16 protein-coding genes and 1 pseudogene are annotated in these 15,786 nt (G+C 59.3%); 13 read left to right on the top strand and 4 right to left on the bottom strand.

The features are described 5' to 3' along the window. Positions 1-27: 27 nt before the first annotated feature. Positions 28-1,032, top strand: coding sequence for a hypothetical protein (locus ACX80G_RS15175; protein ID WP_459308672.1), 1,005 nt, complete (start codon positions 28-30; stop codon positions 1,030-1,032). Positions 1,033-1,143: 111 nt separating this feature from the next. On the opposite strand, the gene ACX80G_RS15170 is transcribed toward ACX80G_RS15175, so the two are convergent. The 3 genes from ACX80G_RS15170 to ACX80G_RS15160 all read right to left on the bottom strand — a co-directional run bounded on the left by ACX80G_RS15170 (position 1,144) and on the right by ACX80G_RS15160 (position 2,738). Further along, a complete protein-coding gene (locus ACX80G_RS15170) occupies positions 1,144-1,377 on the bottom strand; it encodes a hypothetical protein (protein WP_459308670.1) in 234 nt (77 codons plus the stop codon). A 657-nt stretch (positions 1,378-2,034) separates the two neighbouring features. After that, a complete protein-coding gene (locus ACX80G_RS15165; protein ID WP_459308668.1) occupies positions 2,035-2,205 on the bottom strand; it encodes a hypothetical protein in 171 nt (56 codons plus the stop codon). 293 nt (positions 2,206-2,498) lie between these two features. After that, positions 2,499-2,738, bottom strand: a complete 240-nt coding sequence (locus tag ACX80G_RS15160; protein WP_459308667.1) for a hypothetical protein — start codon at positions 2,736-2,738, stop codon at positions 2,499-2,501. 44 nt (positions 2,739-2,782) lie between these two features. Here ACX80G_RS15160 and ACX80G_RS15155 point away from each other — a divergent pair, with 44 nt between their 5' ends. From ACX80G_RS15155 to ACX80G_RS15100, 12 genes and pseudogenes are all read left to right on the top strand, one after another. Further along, entirely contained in the window at positions 2,783-3,679 is an 897-nt protein-coding gene (locus ACX80G_RS15155; protein WP_525929874.1) for a Mu transposase C-terminal domain-containing protein, read from the top strand. Beyond that, a pseudogene (locus ACX80G_RS15150) lies at positions 3,679-4,491 on the top strand (AAA family ATPase). The gene ACX80G_RS15155 and the pseudogene ACX80G_RS15150 overlap by 1 nt, the downstream one beginning before the upstream one ends. 129 nt (positions 4,492-4,620) lie before the next feature. Next, entirely contained in the window at positions 4,621-5,010 is a 390-nt protein-coding gene (locus ACX80G_RS15145) for a DUF5956 family protein (protein ID WP_459308664.1), read from the top strand. A gap of 97 nt (positions 5,011-5,107) precedes the next feature. After that, complete coding sequence (locus tag ACX80G_RS15140) at positions 5,108-5,956, top strand: hypothetical protein (RefSeq protein WP_459308662.1); 849 nt, start codon at positions 5,108-5,110, stop codon at positions 5,954-5,956. 50 nt (positions 5,957-6,006) lie between these two features. Continuing rightward, complete coding sequence (locus tag ACX80G_RS15135) at positions 6,007-6,429, top strand: hypothetical protein (RefSeq protein WP_459308660.1); 423 nt, start codon at positions 6,007-6,009, stop codon at positions 6,427-6,429. 124 nt (positions 6,430-6,553) lie between these two features. Beyond that, positions 6,554-8,155: an RCC1 domain-containing protein gene (locus tag ACX80G_RS15130; RefSeq protein ID WP_459308658.1), complete on the top strand. Its 1,602-nt coding sequence runs from the start codon at positions 6,554-6,556 to the stop codon at positions 8,153-8,155. Positions 8,156-8,416: 261 nt separating this feature from the next. Then, on the top strand, positions 8,417-8,650 hold the full coding sequence (locus ACX80G_RS15125) for a hypothetical protein (RefSeq protein ID WP_459308656.1): 234 nt from the start codon (positions 8,417-8,419) through the stop codon (positions 8,648-8,650). A gap of 40 nt (positions 8,651-8,690) precedes the next feature. Next, a complete protein-coding gene (locus tag ACX80G_RS15120; RefSeq protein ID WP_459308654.1) occupies positions 8,691-9,395 on the top strand; it encodes a hypothetical protein in 705 nt (234 codons plus the stop codon). Next, a complete protein-coding gene (locus ACX80G_RS15115) occupies positions 9,395-10,270 on the top strand; it encodes a hypothetical protein (RefSeq protein WP_459308653.1) in 876 nt (291 codons plus the stop codon). The genes ACX80G_RS15120 and ACX80G_RS15115 overlap by 1 nt, the downstream gene beginning before the upstream one ends. A 107-nt stretch (positions 10,271-10,377) precedes the next feature. After that, complete coding sequence (locus tag ACX80G_RS15110; RefSeq protein ID WP_459308651.1) at positions 10,378-10,917, top strand: hypothetical protein; 540 nt, start codon at positions 10,378-10,380, stop codon at positions 10,915-10,917. 31 nt (positions 10,918-10,948) lie between these two features. After that, the gene (locus ACX80G_RS15105; RefSeq protein ID WP_459308650.1) at positions 10,949-11,740 is read left to right on the top strand and encodes a hypothetical protein; all 792 of its coding nucleotides are present in this window, start codon (positions 10,949-10,951) and stop codon (positions 11,738-11,740) included. A gap of 359 nt (positions 11,741-12,099) precedes the next feature. Continuing rightward, positions 12,100-12,651, top strand: coding sequence for a hypothetical protein (locus tag ACX80G_RS15100; protein ID WP_459308649.1), 552 nt, complete (start codon positions 12,100-12,102; stop codon positions 12,649-12,651). 1,254 nt (positions 12,652-13,905) lie between these two features. Here ACX80G_RS15100 and ACX80G_RS15095 read toward each other — a convergent pair. Next, positions 13,906-14,418, bottom strand: coding sequence for a hypothetical protein (locus tag ACX80G_RS15095; protein WP_459308648.1), 513 nt, complete (start codon positions 14,416-14,418; stop codon positions 13,906-13,908). Between the last annotated feature and the right edge of the window lie 1,368 nt (positions 14,419-15,786).

The raw sequence follows: 15,786 nt of genomic DNA, 5'->3' as shown, positions 1-15,786 counted from the left end.
AGTCTACTGAAGCTTGAGAATCCACTCATGGAGAATGAGACGGTTGGAAGCCGGTTGGCGGCGGCTCGGCCAGATCTGGATGAACACTTCTTCCATGTGAACCCTGCTCATCACCTTGAACGCCGGCTGTGGAGCATCATTGCGCTGTCCGACATGCCCGAGAAGGACATTCCCATCAGGAAAGATGATCCGGATTCGCTTTTCAACCGATTCCGTCGGTTAGTGGAAGAAATGCCATTCTCGGAGGATTCTAACTTGGATGAGGAAGTATCGAAGGAGCGCTTGGCGGCGCTCGAAGCGCATTCACTGATGCACCAAGTTATGGAGACGGCTCTACGCCTCTTTGTGATGCTTAGTGAGCTTGAGACTGGCGAGTCCCCTTGGATTCCACTCGCTGAACTGCCTGCCAACAGTGAGTACCGCCGAAAGGTAAAGGGCTTACTCTCAGGGACGGACGCCGCGCAGCTCGCTGTGAAAGTTGCGATACCTCATTATGGTCAGTTGGTGCGGAGTCTAGGTGAGAACCAGGCCTTGGCTCATGCTCGTTTCGTATCGCACTGGCTGATGTTCTTTGCGGAACTCTTCGACCAAGACGGCTACAACGGAGCACAAAGTCACAACCAGATGAAACACGGGATGGCTGCTATCGCTCGGGATGATGTCAAAATGACCTTCGTCGGCAATTCGGATCGGCTAACAGTGGATGAACTGAACGCCGGGTACGACATCATTAACGCCGTATCGATTACCTACCTGTCAAGAAAGAAAATCAAGGGTCATGCAGCTGGATGGAGTCTCCGAACTGACAACGCCGACCCTGCTCTATGCTTGGCCGTCGCGCAGGCAGGCATTTGTGTGGTCCGCTCGCTCTGGCAGGTCAGCAAGCTGAAGGCACAGCCAGGTATAGCGAATGATTACGAACACAACGCCGCACCATTGCCGACTGACGTATTCGCACGAAGTCAGTCCGGTTTTCAATCTGTATCAATGGAACTAGTGCCGCCGATACCGGTGCAGGCGAAGGCGACCTGAAGACTAGGGTTACTGCTGACGTAGGAGTTTGCAGGCCCAGCGTCAGCGGGTGCGAGTTAAACCCGCAGCCGCCAGGATGATCCGCTTCCGGCAGCAACTCAGATTACGGGCTCAGTCTTGAGTATCACCGGATACAAGTTTGTGAACATATTCCAGCATCTTGATCGGGTAATGCTTGGCTTGAAGCCATGGGCTGGACGCAGCTGTATACCAATACAGCAGTGCGTGCGGCGTGATGCCCAAGTGATGGGTCGATGTAGGGCCAGGAAGAGCTTCGAAGCTGTTGTCAGGCGCGGTATTGAGCAACACACCCTGATCGAGGAAACACGCGTTATCGATGCGCATATTGACCGGGAGGGTTCCGTTTAGAGAGTCGAAGGCTGGGACTAAGTTTTCGGGACTCGAACTTTGCAGGCAATCAGCCCACATGGTGGTGCGTCAGAGCTGACGGTTCAGGTACAGGACGTGGGCTGAACGACTTGGTCGTCGATGGCCCGGTGTGGAAGATCCTCTTCTCAGATTCGGAGGAGGCAGAGCTGGTCGAGGCCCAAGTCGTAGCGGCATGGTACTGAACGAACCCGCCACTGCAACTGGCGCAGCATTTGTTTCCGGCAGGGGCTGCACCTGTGACTGTTAGCCAGGAATGGCGGTTAATCGCAGCTTCAGTTGGCGGTCCTGTCGTCCTATTTAGCGATCAGCTTACGGGCGGTAGTTGTCCGTGCCGTTGGCGACCAAAAATGAGATTACTAATCAACGGCATGTGGCATTGATGCGTCAAGGCCCGGATCTGTTGGACTTTTTCTCAGGCCTCTTCAAGAAGTAGATCAGCATGCCCGTTGTCGTAACTACGAAAACCAAGGCGAACGGCCATTCTTGGCTGCCGGAGATGAAAGCGTTGACCAAAAAGCCGACGCCTGCCAAAACAATCGCTGAACAACAGGCGACATTCCACAGCTTCACCTTGGACGTACGGGCTCAATCACTTCGCGCTGGACTGTAGGCTCAACGATCACGTTTACGCTTCTTCCTGATGATGCTCGTGATGCCCACGCCTAAAACCACCAGAATAATGGGTATGACCAGCCACCATTGGGTGTCCCCCGAAATCCTTTGCCCGACAGCTGTTGCTGCATCGGCAATTGGTCCGCCGACGGACAGGATGGAGGTGGTCATTGGCGCTCCCTTGATCGCATTCCTGATTTTAGTTTCTGCTAGCCGGTAATACTCCTGCGAGAGTAACCCTGAATAACGACATTAAACGAATCATGGTGCAGGCAACGTAGTGGACCTGGTCGCATCTTTGGGGTCACTGGAGTGATGGAAAGGTTCGTTGTGTCTGTGCATGTTGCGGTTGGGGATCCCCTACCGCAACAACTACTATTCGAACCAAAAACCCCTACCGTTGCGACGACCGCTTGAATACACCCACCGTCCTACGGGACCAGAAGTCTCCTCTAATTGGAGAGCTACAGATCCTCATCGGGGTAGCGATACTCGTGGCGAAGTGTCTTGATCTGCTTGATCGCCATAAAGATCAGAAGAGGCCCGAGGATAAGAGCTGCAACGGCTGCGATAGTCGCTCCGGTGGAGGGCTTCCAGAAGGCGAGAAACACCAACGCAACGGTGAGCACCCCGAAAGCTATGCTCTGCATCGTCCACCAGATCGTGCCGCGGCGCACTGTCGGATGAGTCCATTTCTCAGTCAAGTCGTCTCCCGCTGATCTAGGGGCCGGCAATGTTCAGCCTTTGACTGTCGAGCCTAGTCACTACGGACACAGCTCGCTCCAATACCGTCTTCCTCGGTGCACCGTCGGCGATCAACACCGCCCTGGCATTGAGACAGGGCATCTGGCCCAAGAATGATGCCGGCTGGCCGACGTGCGGCATACCCGACGTGCTCTACGTCGATCACGGGACGGACTTCACCAGCAACCATCTGGCGCAAACCGGCAAAGACCTCCATTTTGAGATCATCTACTCAGCTGTCGCCAGACCACAGGGCCGCGGCAAAATCGAGCGCCTCTTCGGCACCATCAACACCGAGTTACTCGCCGAGTTGCCCGGCCATCTGACCGAGGGCCAACGCCATCCTGATCCGGTGTTAACGCTGCCAGAGCTGGACGCCGCGGTCAGACAATTCATCACCGGTACCTACCATCAACGTGAACACCCAGAGATCAAGGCGACCCCGCACCAGGCGTGGGTCGGCGATGGGCGACTTCCACGGCTGCCGACAACGATCGATGAGCTGAACCTGTTGCTGCTTACCGTGGCAAAACCGCGGATCGTTCACCGAGACGGCGTCCATTTCCAGGGACTCCGATACATCTCACCCCTCTTGGCGGCCTATGTCGGTGAACCCGTAATCGTCCGCTACGATCCGCGCGACATTGCCGAGATCCGCGTCTTCCACCGGGACCAGTACATCTGTAAAGCGGTCAATCCCGACCACGAATCCGCAACTGTCAGTCTCAAAGACATTCAGGCCGCACGATCCGCCCGGCGACGTGAACTGCGTGGACAGATCAACGAACGCATCGCCGTGGTGGCTCAGTATCAGCCTGAATCCGCCCCAGTGAAACAGAGCCCGCCGACCGAACCTGCAGGAAAGAAACCAAAACTGCGTACCTATCTTGAGGATGACTGATGACCCAGCAAAGCTTTGTCGCGACCAAGGAACACCGCAGATTCGTCGAGTTCGCCGATGCCGTTCGCCGCCCAACGCACCATCGGTATCTGCTTCGGACAGGCAGGAATTGGCAAAACCCTCTCTGCCAGGCGCTACGCCAACTGGCACAAAGCCGAGGGGTTTCTCGAGGAATGGGGGCCACGAGACGACTCGGACCTCCAGATCTACGCCAGCCTTACCAGGAAGCGCACCGTGTTCTACACCCCTGGTGTCCTCAGCACACCTAAAGAAACCAGGTCCGACATCGAACACCTCACCATCCGCGTCTCTCTCTGCATCGACGAACATCTCTACAAGACAGGGAAAAACAAGGGCCAGACATAGGCGCCAGTAAGAACGTCGAGCTGATCATTATCGACGAGTCCGAACGGCTGAGCTCAACCGCCCTCGAGATGTTGCGTGACCGCTACGACCGCGACAACATCGCCTTGATACTCATAGGAATGCCCGGAATCGAGAAACAATTCAGCCGCTACCCTCAGCTCTGCAGCAGAGTTGGCTTCGCGCACGAATACCGGCCCCTAGCCGATGATGAACTATGTTTCGTACTCCAGCGCCGATGGCGCAAACTCGGTCACGACCTGGACCGCGAAGACTTCACTGACGCCCAAGCCATCGCCGCAATCGTCCGCGTTACTCGCGGCAACTTCCGCCTCGTCGACCGACTCTTCACCCAAATGGAACGGGTCAGGAAAATCAACGAGTTGAACACCATCACCGACGACGTCGTCGAAGCCGCCCGATCAACCCTGGTCATCGGTATCACCTGACCCGCCAATCGAAGCTGCAATAAACCGCCATTCCTCGCTAACAGTCACAGGCTGCACCCTAAAAAAGGACTAGATGACTCTCAAGACATGGGCTGCAGTCCCGCTAACTGCTACCGCGAATCGTGAAGCTTGGATAGAAGCACAAATAACGGCTGGGGAGCGCTTGTTCTCTGGGTTTCCGAACCCCGCAACCTCATCAGACAACCGGGCCAATCGGATCAGGGGCAGGTGGTTCAAACAGTAACCGCGAATGGCGTCACAACAACGCATGAAATACCTCTGACGGTGAAGGATCTTCAAGAGTCAGATGAGGACGTAGATACCTACCTCTCGGAGGCAGGCATACCTCCGCGGCCCCGCGGATTCATTTGGTACATCCATCTACCTCCCGGGGTGAATAGCGAACGAGAATTTTGGTCGATCCTCAACAAGGCAATCACGGATAAGGCCCCCGAAGCTCGTCGTCCGTCCCAATTCCTTCCACATCTAGCCGATGCACTGGCATCTCTATACAACTAAGTGCCACCCCTCGACGAAACGATCGCCTGACGACCCTAGCCGACCCTGTGCGGCCGGTGACAGGCACATTCCGGCGCCGGCCGCACACCAGTAAGGCATGACCGAATCAATCGCACGACAGCCCCAGGGTATCCCCGTCGGTGGACAGTTCGCCGCCACCTCCCACAGCGAGCCGGCACTCACCCTGCCTCCTCACGTCAGTGCCACTCACACCGCCGACTACAGCGGCCAGCTCGAGTTGAACACCTACACCTTCGACGAGCTCCCTACCTGGCCTGAAGACCTACCCGAGCCATCAGTCGAATTCGACTTCGATGACGGCAAGGTCCAGACCCGCATCACCGTGGACGATAAGACGATGCACTTCTGGAATAGCGACCTGGACGGCACGATGAACTCCACCGACTACGGCGAAGACCCCTGGGAAGACTTCGACCTCGAAGACAACGAAGTAGCGATGGCCTGGGGCAAAGCCGTCCATGAGCGTATCGACTCCAACACCTACGGCGCGATGCTCGACGTCGTCCACCAGCCACAGGTATCTGAGGCGATCATGGCTCACGCCCTGGGCAAGCCATCCACAAGCCAGCCGGCTCCAGCCCAGCCGCTCGATCTGACCGATGACACCGTCCGGGCATCCTACGAGGCCCCGCTGCGCAAGCAGATCGAAGAATTGCGGCTCAAGGAGCAGCGCTCCCTCCTGATCGGATGCGCAAAGAACATCCGGGATGAGTCCCCGCAGATCCAGTCCTTCGAGATCCGCCGGGACTACGCCGACTGCATTGAACTCACCGACGTCCGGGACAAGGACGGCAACCTGGTGGATGGCGCGGCGATCAGAATGGCCCAGTTCAGGATCGCCCGCGACGTCTACTTCGATGACATGGACCTGGTCGCGAAAGACGGACGCATCGACATCGACGAAGCGATGGCCTGGCGACCGTAGCTGGACCTGTGCGGCCAGCACATTCTGGTCTGGCCGCACACCAGTTGGGTATGACCACACCAACCGTACGTCAGCCCCAGGGCATTCCCATCGGCGGCCAGTTCGCCGCCACCTCCCACCCCGAGACCACCCTGAAGCTCGGCCCTACCGCCGTGCCAGCAGGCAGCGCCGGCGACTACCGGAACGCATCAGACTTCACCGATCTGGAGAAGGCTGCTGAATTTTTCGGCCACGGGGTCGGCTTCAATTCCCGCACCGGGAACCTCGAGCTGGCAACCGGGACGGCAAGTTACACGGCGATGCTTGAATTTCAGCCGTACGGGAACGTCATCCGCTCCCACAACGGTGAACCCGTCGACACTTTCCCAGCCAGCCTCCGTAAAGCCCAGGTCCTGGAACGGTTCGCCGCCAACCGCTACGGGGATCTCACCCGGGCGGCCGCCGGCGCGTACGTGCATCAACCAGGCGGCTAGGAGTTTGCCTCCGGCAGTCACCCGTGGTCTTCATTCCCAAGGGGGAGTACCGGACAAGCCACCGTCTACGCATGAGCTATCACGGCCCACAAGCCCGTCCGCCCCGCTGAAATGAGTCCTACCCATGAACACCCTTACCCGTCAGGAACTCACCGACCGGCTGCGTAACCAGTCCGGTGCGTTCGACCTTCCCTCGATCATGGTCGGTGTGCTCGTCATTGCTGTCCTGACCGGTGGCGTGCTCGCAGCAATTTTCGGGGTCATCCCCTGGGCGCAGGACAACGGAGCCAAGCAGGATCTGGGTTCCGTTGTCACTGCTGAGGGTGCAGCCCGGACCAAGGACAACACGTTCATGGACAGTGCAGGCCTGAACACGGCCGGGTATATGAGCCCGTCCGGATCCGTCGCTGTCGGCACAGACGCTGACGGGTCCTGTTACGTGGGTCTGTCCAGGTCCGATGCGGGCACCGTGTTCGTTGCCACAGACATTGCCACCACCCCCGTTCCGCTGACCCCGGCCGAGGACACCTCATGCATCAGCTCCTCAAAGCTCAATGAGCTGGTCGTGGCCGTCGGCGGAGAACCAGCCCTCACCGAACTTGCCGCCTGGGGAAACCAGGCCGACGGCAGGCTCGGCAACGGGCTTACGGCCGGTTTGGCGAGCCTTCCTGTCACAACAAACACCGCCACGGGGATTCTCGAAGGAAAAAACATCACTGCGACCAGCGCCGGCAGTAGCCATACCTGTGTGGTCGCAGATGGTGCAGCCTACTGCTGGGGCAACGGGGCTTTCGGCCAGCTCGGCAACGGGGCTACAGCCAACTCAGGAGTGCCGGTAGCTGTTGACGCCAGCGGGGTCCTCACCGGGAAAACCGTCACCTCAATCAGTGCTGGGGCAGTCCGGACCTGTGCGGTCGCGGATGCGGCAGTCTACTGCTGGGGTTACGGCACCGACGGCGGGCTCGGTAACGGTGCCACAGCACACTCAAACGTCCCGGTAGCGGTCAGCACCGCTGGTGTCCTCAACGGGAAAACCGTCACCTCGATCAGCTCATCAGATAACACCTGTGTCGTAGCGGACGGCGCAGCCTACTGCTGGGGTCGTGGTATTTTCGGCCAACTCGGTGATGGTGCGTCAGCCAACTCGAGCGTCCCGGTAGCGGTCAGTACTGCCGGGGTCCTTAACGGGAAAACCGTCACGTCGATCAGCGCCTCAACCAACACTTGCGCGGTCGCGGATGGGGCAGCCTACTGCTGGGGAACCGGCGGCTCCGGCCAGCTCGGTAACGGTACTACAAACGGCTCAAGCGTCCCGGTAGCGGTCAGCACTGCAAGGGTCCTCAACGGGAAAACCGTCACGTCGATCAGCTCTGGGAATAACACCTGTGCAGTAGCGGATGGGGCCGCCTACTGCTGGGGTAGCTCACGGTTCGGAGGGCTCGGGCAGGGCAGTACAACCGACTCAAACATTCCTGTGGCTGTCACCGCCACTCCGGGCGTCCTTGCGGGTAAAACCGTCACGTCGATCGGCACTGGAGAGTTTTACGCCTGTGCAGTCGCCGACGGGGCAGCCTACTGCTGGGGTTATGGTGCTACCGGCCGGCTTGGTAGCGGCAATGAGACCGACTCGCCTGTCCCTGTAGCCGTCGACTCCAGTGGAGTCCTTAGCGGAAAATCTGTCACTTCGATCAGCACAGGAGGCACCCACGCCGTTGTTACCTTCTAGCGTGGTGTAGCTCGCCAGGCCGACCAGTGAGTGCCGATTTTGCGGCTGGGTAGACACCTCGCCTATGCGTACTGGACTGGCGGCAAGACCCGGCATCTCCTTCGCATTGCCGCACACTGGGTGGGCATGACTGATCCGATCAAGCGTCAATCGTCAGGCGTGCCCACCGGTGGGCAATTCGCTGCCACTTCCCACGCTGAACCGACACTCGAACTAGGACCCCTCGATGCTGGCATAGGGTTGGAGCAGCAAGGAGGAACCATGCCCAGCTCTACCCCCGCCTCCACGTCTGCCGAGACCGTCGCCTTCACCACTCGCGAATGCATGTTCTGCGGCCACACGTCCGAATACGAGTTGGCAACCGACCAGGTCGCCGCAATCGAAGCCGAAACCCTCATCCAGCACGTTCTCCCGGACCTGGACATCCCTATCCCTACCCGCGAGATGCTGATCTCCGGCACCCACCCGGATTGCTGGGACAAAGCCTTCGGCTAAACCGCCTGTTACTTCGACGGGCCGCCGCACACCAGAGGGTATGACCTCCTCAATCGCACGCCAGCCCCAGGGCATTCCTGTCGGCGGCCAATTCGCTGCCACCTCCCACCCCGAACCGGATTTGAGCCTGGACGCATCGGACCAGACCGCTCTGGATCCAGCAGTCGAGAACCTGACCGCCTGGGCCACCGAGCAGGAAGACGCGATGCTCGACATCCAGCGGGGCATCTCGAACGCCGGGATGTCCGTTGTTGCCCGCACAGTCCGCGCCAAGTACCCGCAGGCAGCTACCCTCCAGACGTTCCTCCAGACCGACGACGAAGCCACCTACCTCAGGGTTGGTTCCGTCGAGGACGCTAACCACCAACCCCTCGATCGCGAAGCTGCCGCCTTCGTAGACGACCTTGCACTCGAACAGGGCCGGATCTACATGCTGCGCTTCGCGGCAGACCCCGTCGACCTGAAGAAGTTCGCGGATTGGGTGCCGGGCAAGGCTGATCCGCTTGATCTGGCTCCACCCGAAGATGACCTCACCCCGGAGCAGTCATCCAAAAAGCGTATGGACACCGCGCTGACTGGCTGGGGTGACGTTGATGATGACAAGCAGGTTCAGATGCGTGACCTGCTCATCGACCTTCGCCACCACGCCGACCGTGAAGACATCGACCTGCACGATGCCCTGGATCGCTCCTACGTGTACTACCTCGAAGAGAAGAACGACGACGACTTCCGGAACGGATACTGATGACCATCCCCCGTCAGCCCGCAGGCGTTCCCATCGGCGGCCAGTTCGCTACCCTGACCCGCCCGGAACCTGACGTCCGGCTGCAGCGACTCCAGGCCGGCCAGGGATTCCCGGCGCATGCCCGCGTGAGGGTCGAAAACAGCCACAAAACAGAGTTCGGGAACATCACCGAGAACTCCGGTGTCTGGGGTGGTGTCACCGTCAAACTCGACAACGGCGGGGTCATGAGCGGCAGTACCCGGAGCGTCACCAACTGGGATGACCACTTGGACGAGCTCATGCCTGAGGTCCCTGCTCACCAGGCAGGCGCCGAGGGTCTCTACGACCAGGAAACCACCGACAAGTTCATGCGCGCGAACCTGGTAGACCTGCGCAACTCCCGCGAAGCGGCAATCAACGGCGACTACTACTTCGCCGGCCGGGCCATGGCCAGCGCCACGGTCGCCGGCGCCCTCCTGGACGCCGACGCGGATCCGGAAACCATCCGTTTGCAGGGCCTGGACCTGGCCACCGGAGATCACGCCTACTTGGCACCGGGCATCATCAAGAACACGTACCAGGCAGCACCACTGTCTCACCGGCGTGCCCGCCAGCTCACCGGACATTTCCTCCAGGGGGCAATCAATCACCGGGCGGAGTTCAACCAGCGCAATGGGTCCGACAAGGCTGAGGATACTGACGCCGCCGCGGAAGCCTTGGGCGCCTCGAACGTGTACACGGCTGCGGCAGTCCGCCTCATCCGCGGGGTCGACACCTCGCCCGAACACCAGGTCGATTACGAAAAGAAGATCATCGACGCCATCGACGTCGGCTTCGATAACCCGGACTTCATCATGGCCGACGTGTGGGGAACCCCGGAGGACAACCAGTGGTAGGTCCCAGACCGCACCGAGAGCCCAAGGGCATCCGTACCGGCGGCCGGTTCGCAGCCGAGATGCATGGCGAAGCTGGCGTGAGTCTTGGCAAAGGACCTCACCTGATCTTGCCTGAAGACCCATTCCTACCCCATCACGCTGGGCTTCCTGATCCGCGCCCTGATGGCTCGACCATCGCCGATGACCGATGGGCTGACATGGTCGTCGGCGGAGTTGACGAAGGCCCGCTAACCCGAGGTCTCGTCAGTGCGCAGCGCCGGGAAGCTTTCCGTGCCTGGAGTTCCTTCGCTGAAGAAAAGGGTGCAACCGACAGCCGGTACAACGACTTTGCGCTCGGTCTGCGCACGGGCGTCTCCGCGCTGTACGAGCGACGGATGCCGTACTACTCCCCCGTCTTCCCGAGCGACCGGTTCAACGGATTTGAGACCCCCACCTACATTTCCGATAGCGCTGTCACGATTGCCGGAAAGAGCCGCACCTCAGGGACCGACAGGGAGCACTGGCGGCTGACCCTTCAGCACGCCCAGTCACCCGAGCAGTGGCGCGGGCATTTGGCCGCCGGGGTCATCCTTTCCGGACAGGACGAGTACTGGGGCATGCGTGATGACCCGGATGCCACTGTCACTGCTCAGTCAGCCCTGATCTGACAAAACGCTGACCTGCCGCACACCAGTGGGTATGACTATTTCACGCGTTCAGCCCGGTGTTCCCGCTGGCGACCATTTCACTGCCTCCCTTCATCCTGAAGCCGACGTCGCCCTCACTGGTGCTTACGGCCTCACCATTCACCCGAGCGCGGCCAGCCCGCTGGCCTACGACCTGGCCCAGGAAGGCGGGTTGACCGGCACCGTCACCGGCTACGGGGGCGACAACCCGGATGTGCCCGCAGGCGCCCTCACTTACAAACACCCGCAGGCCTACGGCGAGCTCCTCATCAGTGACACCGACGGCGAATTCGAGGTCCGCTACGACGACCGGTACGACGAAGCCAACTCGTTCACTACCTCGACGGACAGTGCGGATCCCGAAGACCGGACCAACATGATCAAGGGTGTGCTTTTCGACCTGGACGTGGCCAACGCAGCTGAGAGCACTCTCGGGTTTGGCGAAGCGTATGAGCGCCGGACCGCGGAAGTCGCCCGCGACGGAAGCTCAGCACAGTTCGTCCTCTCGGCCAATGAGGAAGATCACGACGGCCAGATCGCCTACCTGACCGTCAGCCACGACTACAAGACCGGTGCCACCTCGGTCTTCGATGACAACGCCCGCAAGAACCTCGAGGGCGGCGAGCTCGCTGCAAAGTTGAATGAAGTCAGCCTTGACCTCAGCGGCGGGGACCACAGCCAGCCCAGCCTGAAGGATCGCTTCAACTCACTGGTGGTCGAGTCTGCAAAATCACCCTTCGCCTCGGACGCGGTTCGCGTGCTCGCAGCGGGTTCCGGCGAGGAAGATGCCACGACCACCGGCTAGGAATGGCGGGTTGTCACGACCGGCGGTCGGGTCAGTAAGCAAGCTGACCATAACGTGCGTACAGAGAATGTTCTGCGTACAATTTAGCTTCGGTGCTGATCCGTCGGAGCCCTTCTTCGGGAGGCGTTCCGGTAAGGGTCTGACAGTGTCCCCCATACTGTCAGGCAGGCTGGGCGGGTCAGCACCCCAAGTCCGCTTCAGTGCGGCAGGACCCGGTCCTTGAGTGACCGGGGGAAGGCGGTTTGAGACCTCGCCTTTTCAAGAGAAACCCGGGCTGCATCTCCCCAGCTGGAGCCCGGGTTTCTCTGTCCCCCATTTGCCGTCCGTGATTATCCCGGACCGCCGCACACCATTCGGGCATGACCACCTTTGATGAAGTCAAGCATCCTCGCGCCGGTAGCGGCCAGTTCAAGGAGACCGCCCACGCGGAATCCCCTGTCACCCTCACTGCGCCAGCACGGGCACTCGAGTCGGACCCGAACATAGTGTTCGGTGAGCACCGCAGGATGGTGAGCGATCGGGTACACCAAATCAGTGTGATCCAATCCGATCTCGACAGCATTCACCTCCGCGGTGCTCGGATGGCGGCCAGAAACGTCTCCCCCGGAGCCACCGAGCTGCGTCTGAAGTACCGGCCCGAAGGGCGCTACGGTGGCGCCTTCGTCCCGTCTCGGATCAAGGACGCCAGCGGTGAGTTCGTCGACAACCCGACCGATTACACCCAGCCAAGCTGGGCGTACAAGTCCCCTGCACCCGAAGTCGGAGCTGCGACCATCAGCCACTCGATCAGCGACATCAAGGACCAGCACCGCCTCTTCGAAAAGGATTCGAGCTGTGAATACGACCCGTCAAACGACGAGTGGGTCATCTACCTGGCTGGCCAGACATCCTCCGAACACCAGAACGGCTAACGCCAATGCCCACGAAGACGAAGAACCGTGCGTCCAAGGGCATGCCTGACGTTATCTAGCCCTAACCGGCATTTTCCGTGGTGATCCGCGGTTGATGGTGTCAGCCACTGTCATTCAAATGAGTCACTGACTGATTGCTAGGGTCACACTTAGCCCAAGGCCAAGGTGAGGTAAATACGACGGTCGATGCCCTGCGGGGTCATTGATTAGGTCTCGCGGACGGGTAGCGTGATCGTCCGTCGGTTGACGGGAAGGGGCCGAGTTGTAATCCGGCATCTTCGCCTAATGCGAGACGAAGCCGCATGCGCGATCAACGTTCTGTCCGATAATGTTGCTCATCTTCTATCGAGCGGTCTTGATGAGGCGAAACGAAGCAATGACGCAGGTAACGGGAGCGGTGATAGTTGTCGCCGGCGCGCCCCGTCCGTTCATGGTTCGGCTTGGGGGCGTCACAGCATCAGTAGAACCGTCATGTCGTGAATAATTGCGGGACCATCCCTAACCCGCAGGAAGGATCGCAACCGTGTTGAGGGTCCGATTCCTTATGGAAGAGCACGGGGATGCTCCTCTGTCTGGCTGGGATGTTGACCCCGGGGACGACCGGCAATACGAGGGAGCAGCGTTCGGTCGCTCCGGCACGGCTTGGGCAACCATATTCACAGTGGGGCTAGCAGATGAAAGCCGCTTCTTAAGAGCCGTATCGGATAGATTTCCTCAGCTGCCGATCAACGCCGGTACGGATCTCGCAACTCTGATGCAACTTCGCGTCTGTTCACCTAACGAGACAAATTTTGTGGGCGCGTCGGATCAAGGGTTTACCGCTATTTGGCGGTCCTTTTTGAGCGCTGACTGGCGGGCGTTGGCCGTCTCACTTACATGTGTCTCTGTATCCATTATTTGCCGTCAATCCATGTGTCCTTTCCGAAGGTGGCTGCACTGCTTTAGGAACCTGAACAAAAGACGAGCCGACGGTTTCTGTGATGCAGTTGAGGTACCTTCACCGGGCTTTTTCTCGGGCAGGGTATACGCGAATCCCCTAGTCAGGTGCATCGCTATATTGGTGGAAGCCATAGCCTGAAAACCTGTAACTGTTGGCGAGGAATGGCGGTTATTCACAATTTCGATTGGCGGTCCTGTCGTTCCGAATACCCCATCCCTCAACAGACTTCTCGGAGGCTCAGAGCCACAAGTGAGGACGAGGGGCGGCGGCCTGTGTGAACCGCTAGTCGTTACGGTCCCCGTCAGCGGTCCGGGTTACACAGTGTTTGAGCTGACCTGCCTTGAGAATGCTCGCGGAGACTTTTGGGATTCTCTGAGAATGGAAAACAATTCGGCCTTATCCCCCAGCGGTCCCCAAAGCCGGAACGCCTCCCACAAAGGGTAGTTTTCAAATCCTGATGCATGAGCAAAGGCTTCATCATCGGTCGCTGCCCACTGCAGCGCCTGGTCACAATCATTGGTCTGAAACACGGAAAATCGTTCGATCCACAAGTAGCAGGGTTTGCCGCCGGCCAGACGAAAACGCCCCGACCGGTAAAGGCTCCGGACGACCACCACGCCGGGATCCCAATCAGGCTCCGCAGCGCCGGCGGCGCCAGCTTTATGGGAGATCTTCGCCTGACCCTTCAGAGCGTGCCAGACCCCGGATGCGAACCTGCGCTCCACGAACTTCTCGGGACTCCCGATTGAGCGGTATACGCTTCTGCACAACTCGTGTCCGTGCCCGGGATCTGCGCCTGGACCTGGCGGCAGCAGGATCAGGTCCATGATGCCGACGCTTTTCTGCCCTCGAAGACAGCCCTGCTTCGCTTCCTGCCGAGCGACGTCGACGGCTTTCGCCGGGGTTGGTGCGTCGATCAGGACCAGACGCTCTTCGTACAGCGGCCGTCCCCTCCCGCCTGCCCCGGACCATCTCAGGAGTCCTCGGGCGATGTACCAGTGATACTGGGGAGCGGGCAGGGTGCAACGACCCGCTGCCTCCGATGCGAACCTCTTCGAATCCGAACTGACCTCAACGTCCATACAGGAAACCCTATAGATATTAAAGCCAGAATCATTGAGCAGCTTCGCCGCGGATTGGAACCGCGCAAGCCGATGGTGAGTTCAGTCGGTCGTTGCAACACCCCTGTGGAGGTGGAGCTTGCATCAACGTTCTGTGCAAGGATCACACTGAGAACCAAGCTTTGTTCGAAGGTTAACGCGCCTCGGAAGGCATGATTGCGGATGAGAAACAGCAAGCAGCTCAGGATTCCGACTTTTCTCGCTTTGACCGTTTCCCTTGGGTCTATGTGGGCCGCGATATTGGTCGACGGCGCTCATCCCTGGTTTTGGATACTAATCACTATTCAAACGGTCGCAGTAATTGTTGCGGTGATTCTTCTCATCCGTTTCGTCCGCACACAACGCGATGAGTACTGGCGAGAGCGCAGCAGAGGCCCACGCAATCCTTCTGAACCGGAAGGGGCATAGCTCCGATTCCGGAGGATGGCAGGCATAGTGGGAACCTGTAAGCTATGCCCGTTGAGGGATCCCCCACCGCAACACTTGGTCCTGCATATTCAAAGGCGGGGCTGAATAGGCCGAACCCGCCCTTTGTGATGACGACCGAGTTCGACGGCCAATCTGGATCCGGCACAGGCGTGTACGGAACGTTTCGCCACCCACATTTGCTACTGCCTCTACCCGACTATGAGCGAAAGAAGCAGTGCCACGACCGTCACCCCACCCAGAACACCGAACAGCCACCAATTTGGCATTGTTGAAGGTCGTGCGGGGCTCTTCGTTCTCCCCAAAAGGGATTTCCAGAGCACGCCGACTCCTGCTAATCCTGCGATCCCGCTGAGCAATGCCAGGAACAAACTCAGGGTCATATAGCTCTTTCCTCCATTGAACCTTTTTCCGGACCGGTGGCACGGCTCCCCAGCTTATCGCCTCTTTACAGGTGAATCTCCGCTTCACCTGTTCGAATATGCGTCCAATTATTCGCTACTGCACCGCGAGCGAAGACGGGGCGAAAGTCTCACAAAGGATCGGTGTATTCAAGCGGTCGTCGCAACGGTAGGGGTTTCTGGTTCGAATAGTAGTTGTTGCATGGCGTATGCGGGGGTGATTCCGCCGAGGGTTTTACGCGGCCGG

The organism is Arthrobacter glycogeni (genome assembly GCF_054510815.1).
Note: the sequence above shows the minus strand (reverse complement) of the source record. Positions and strands in the feature narration are given on the sequence as shown.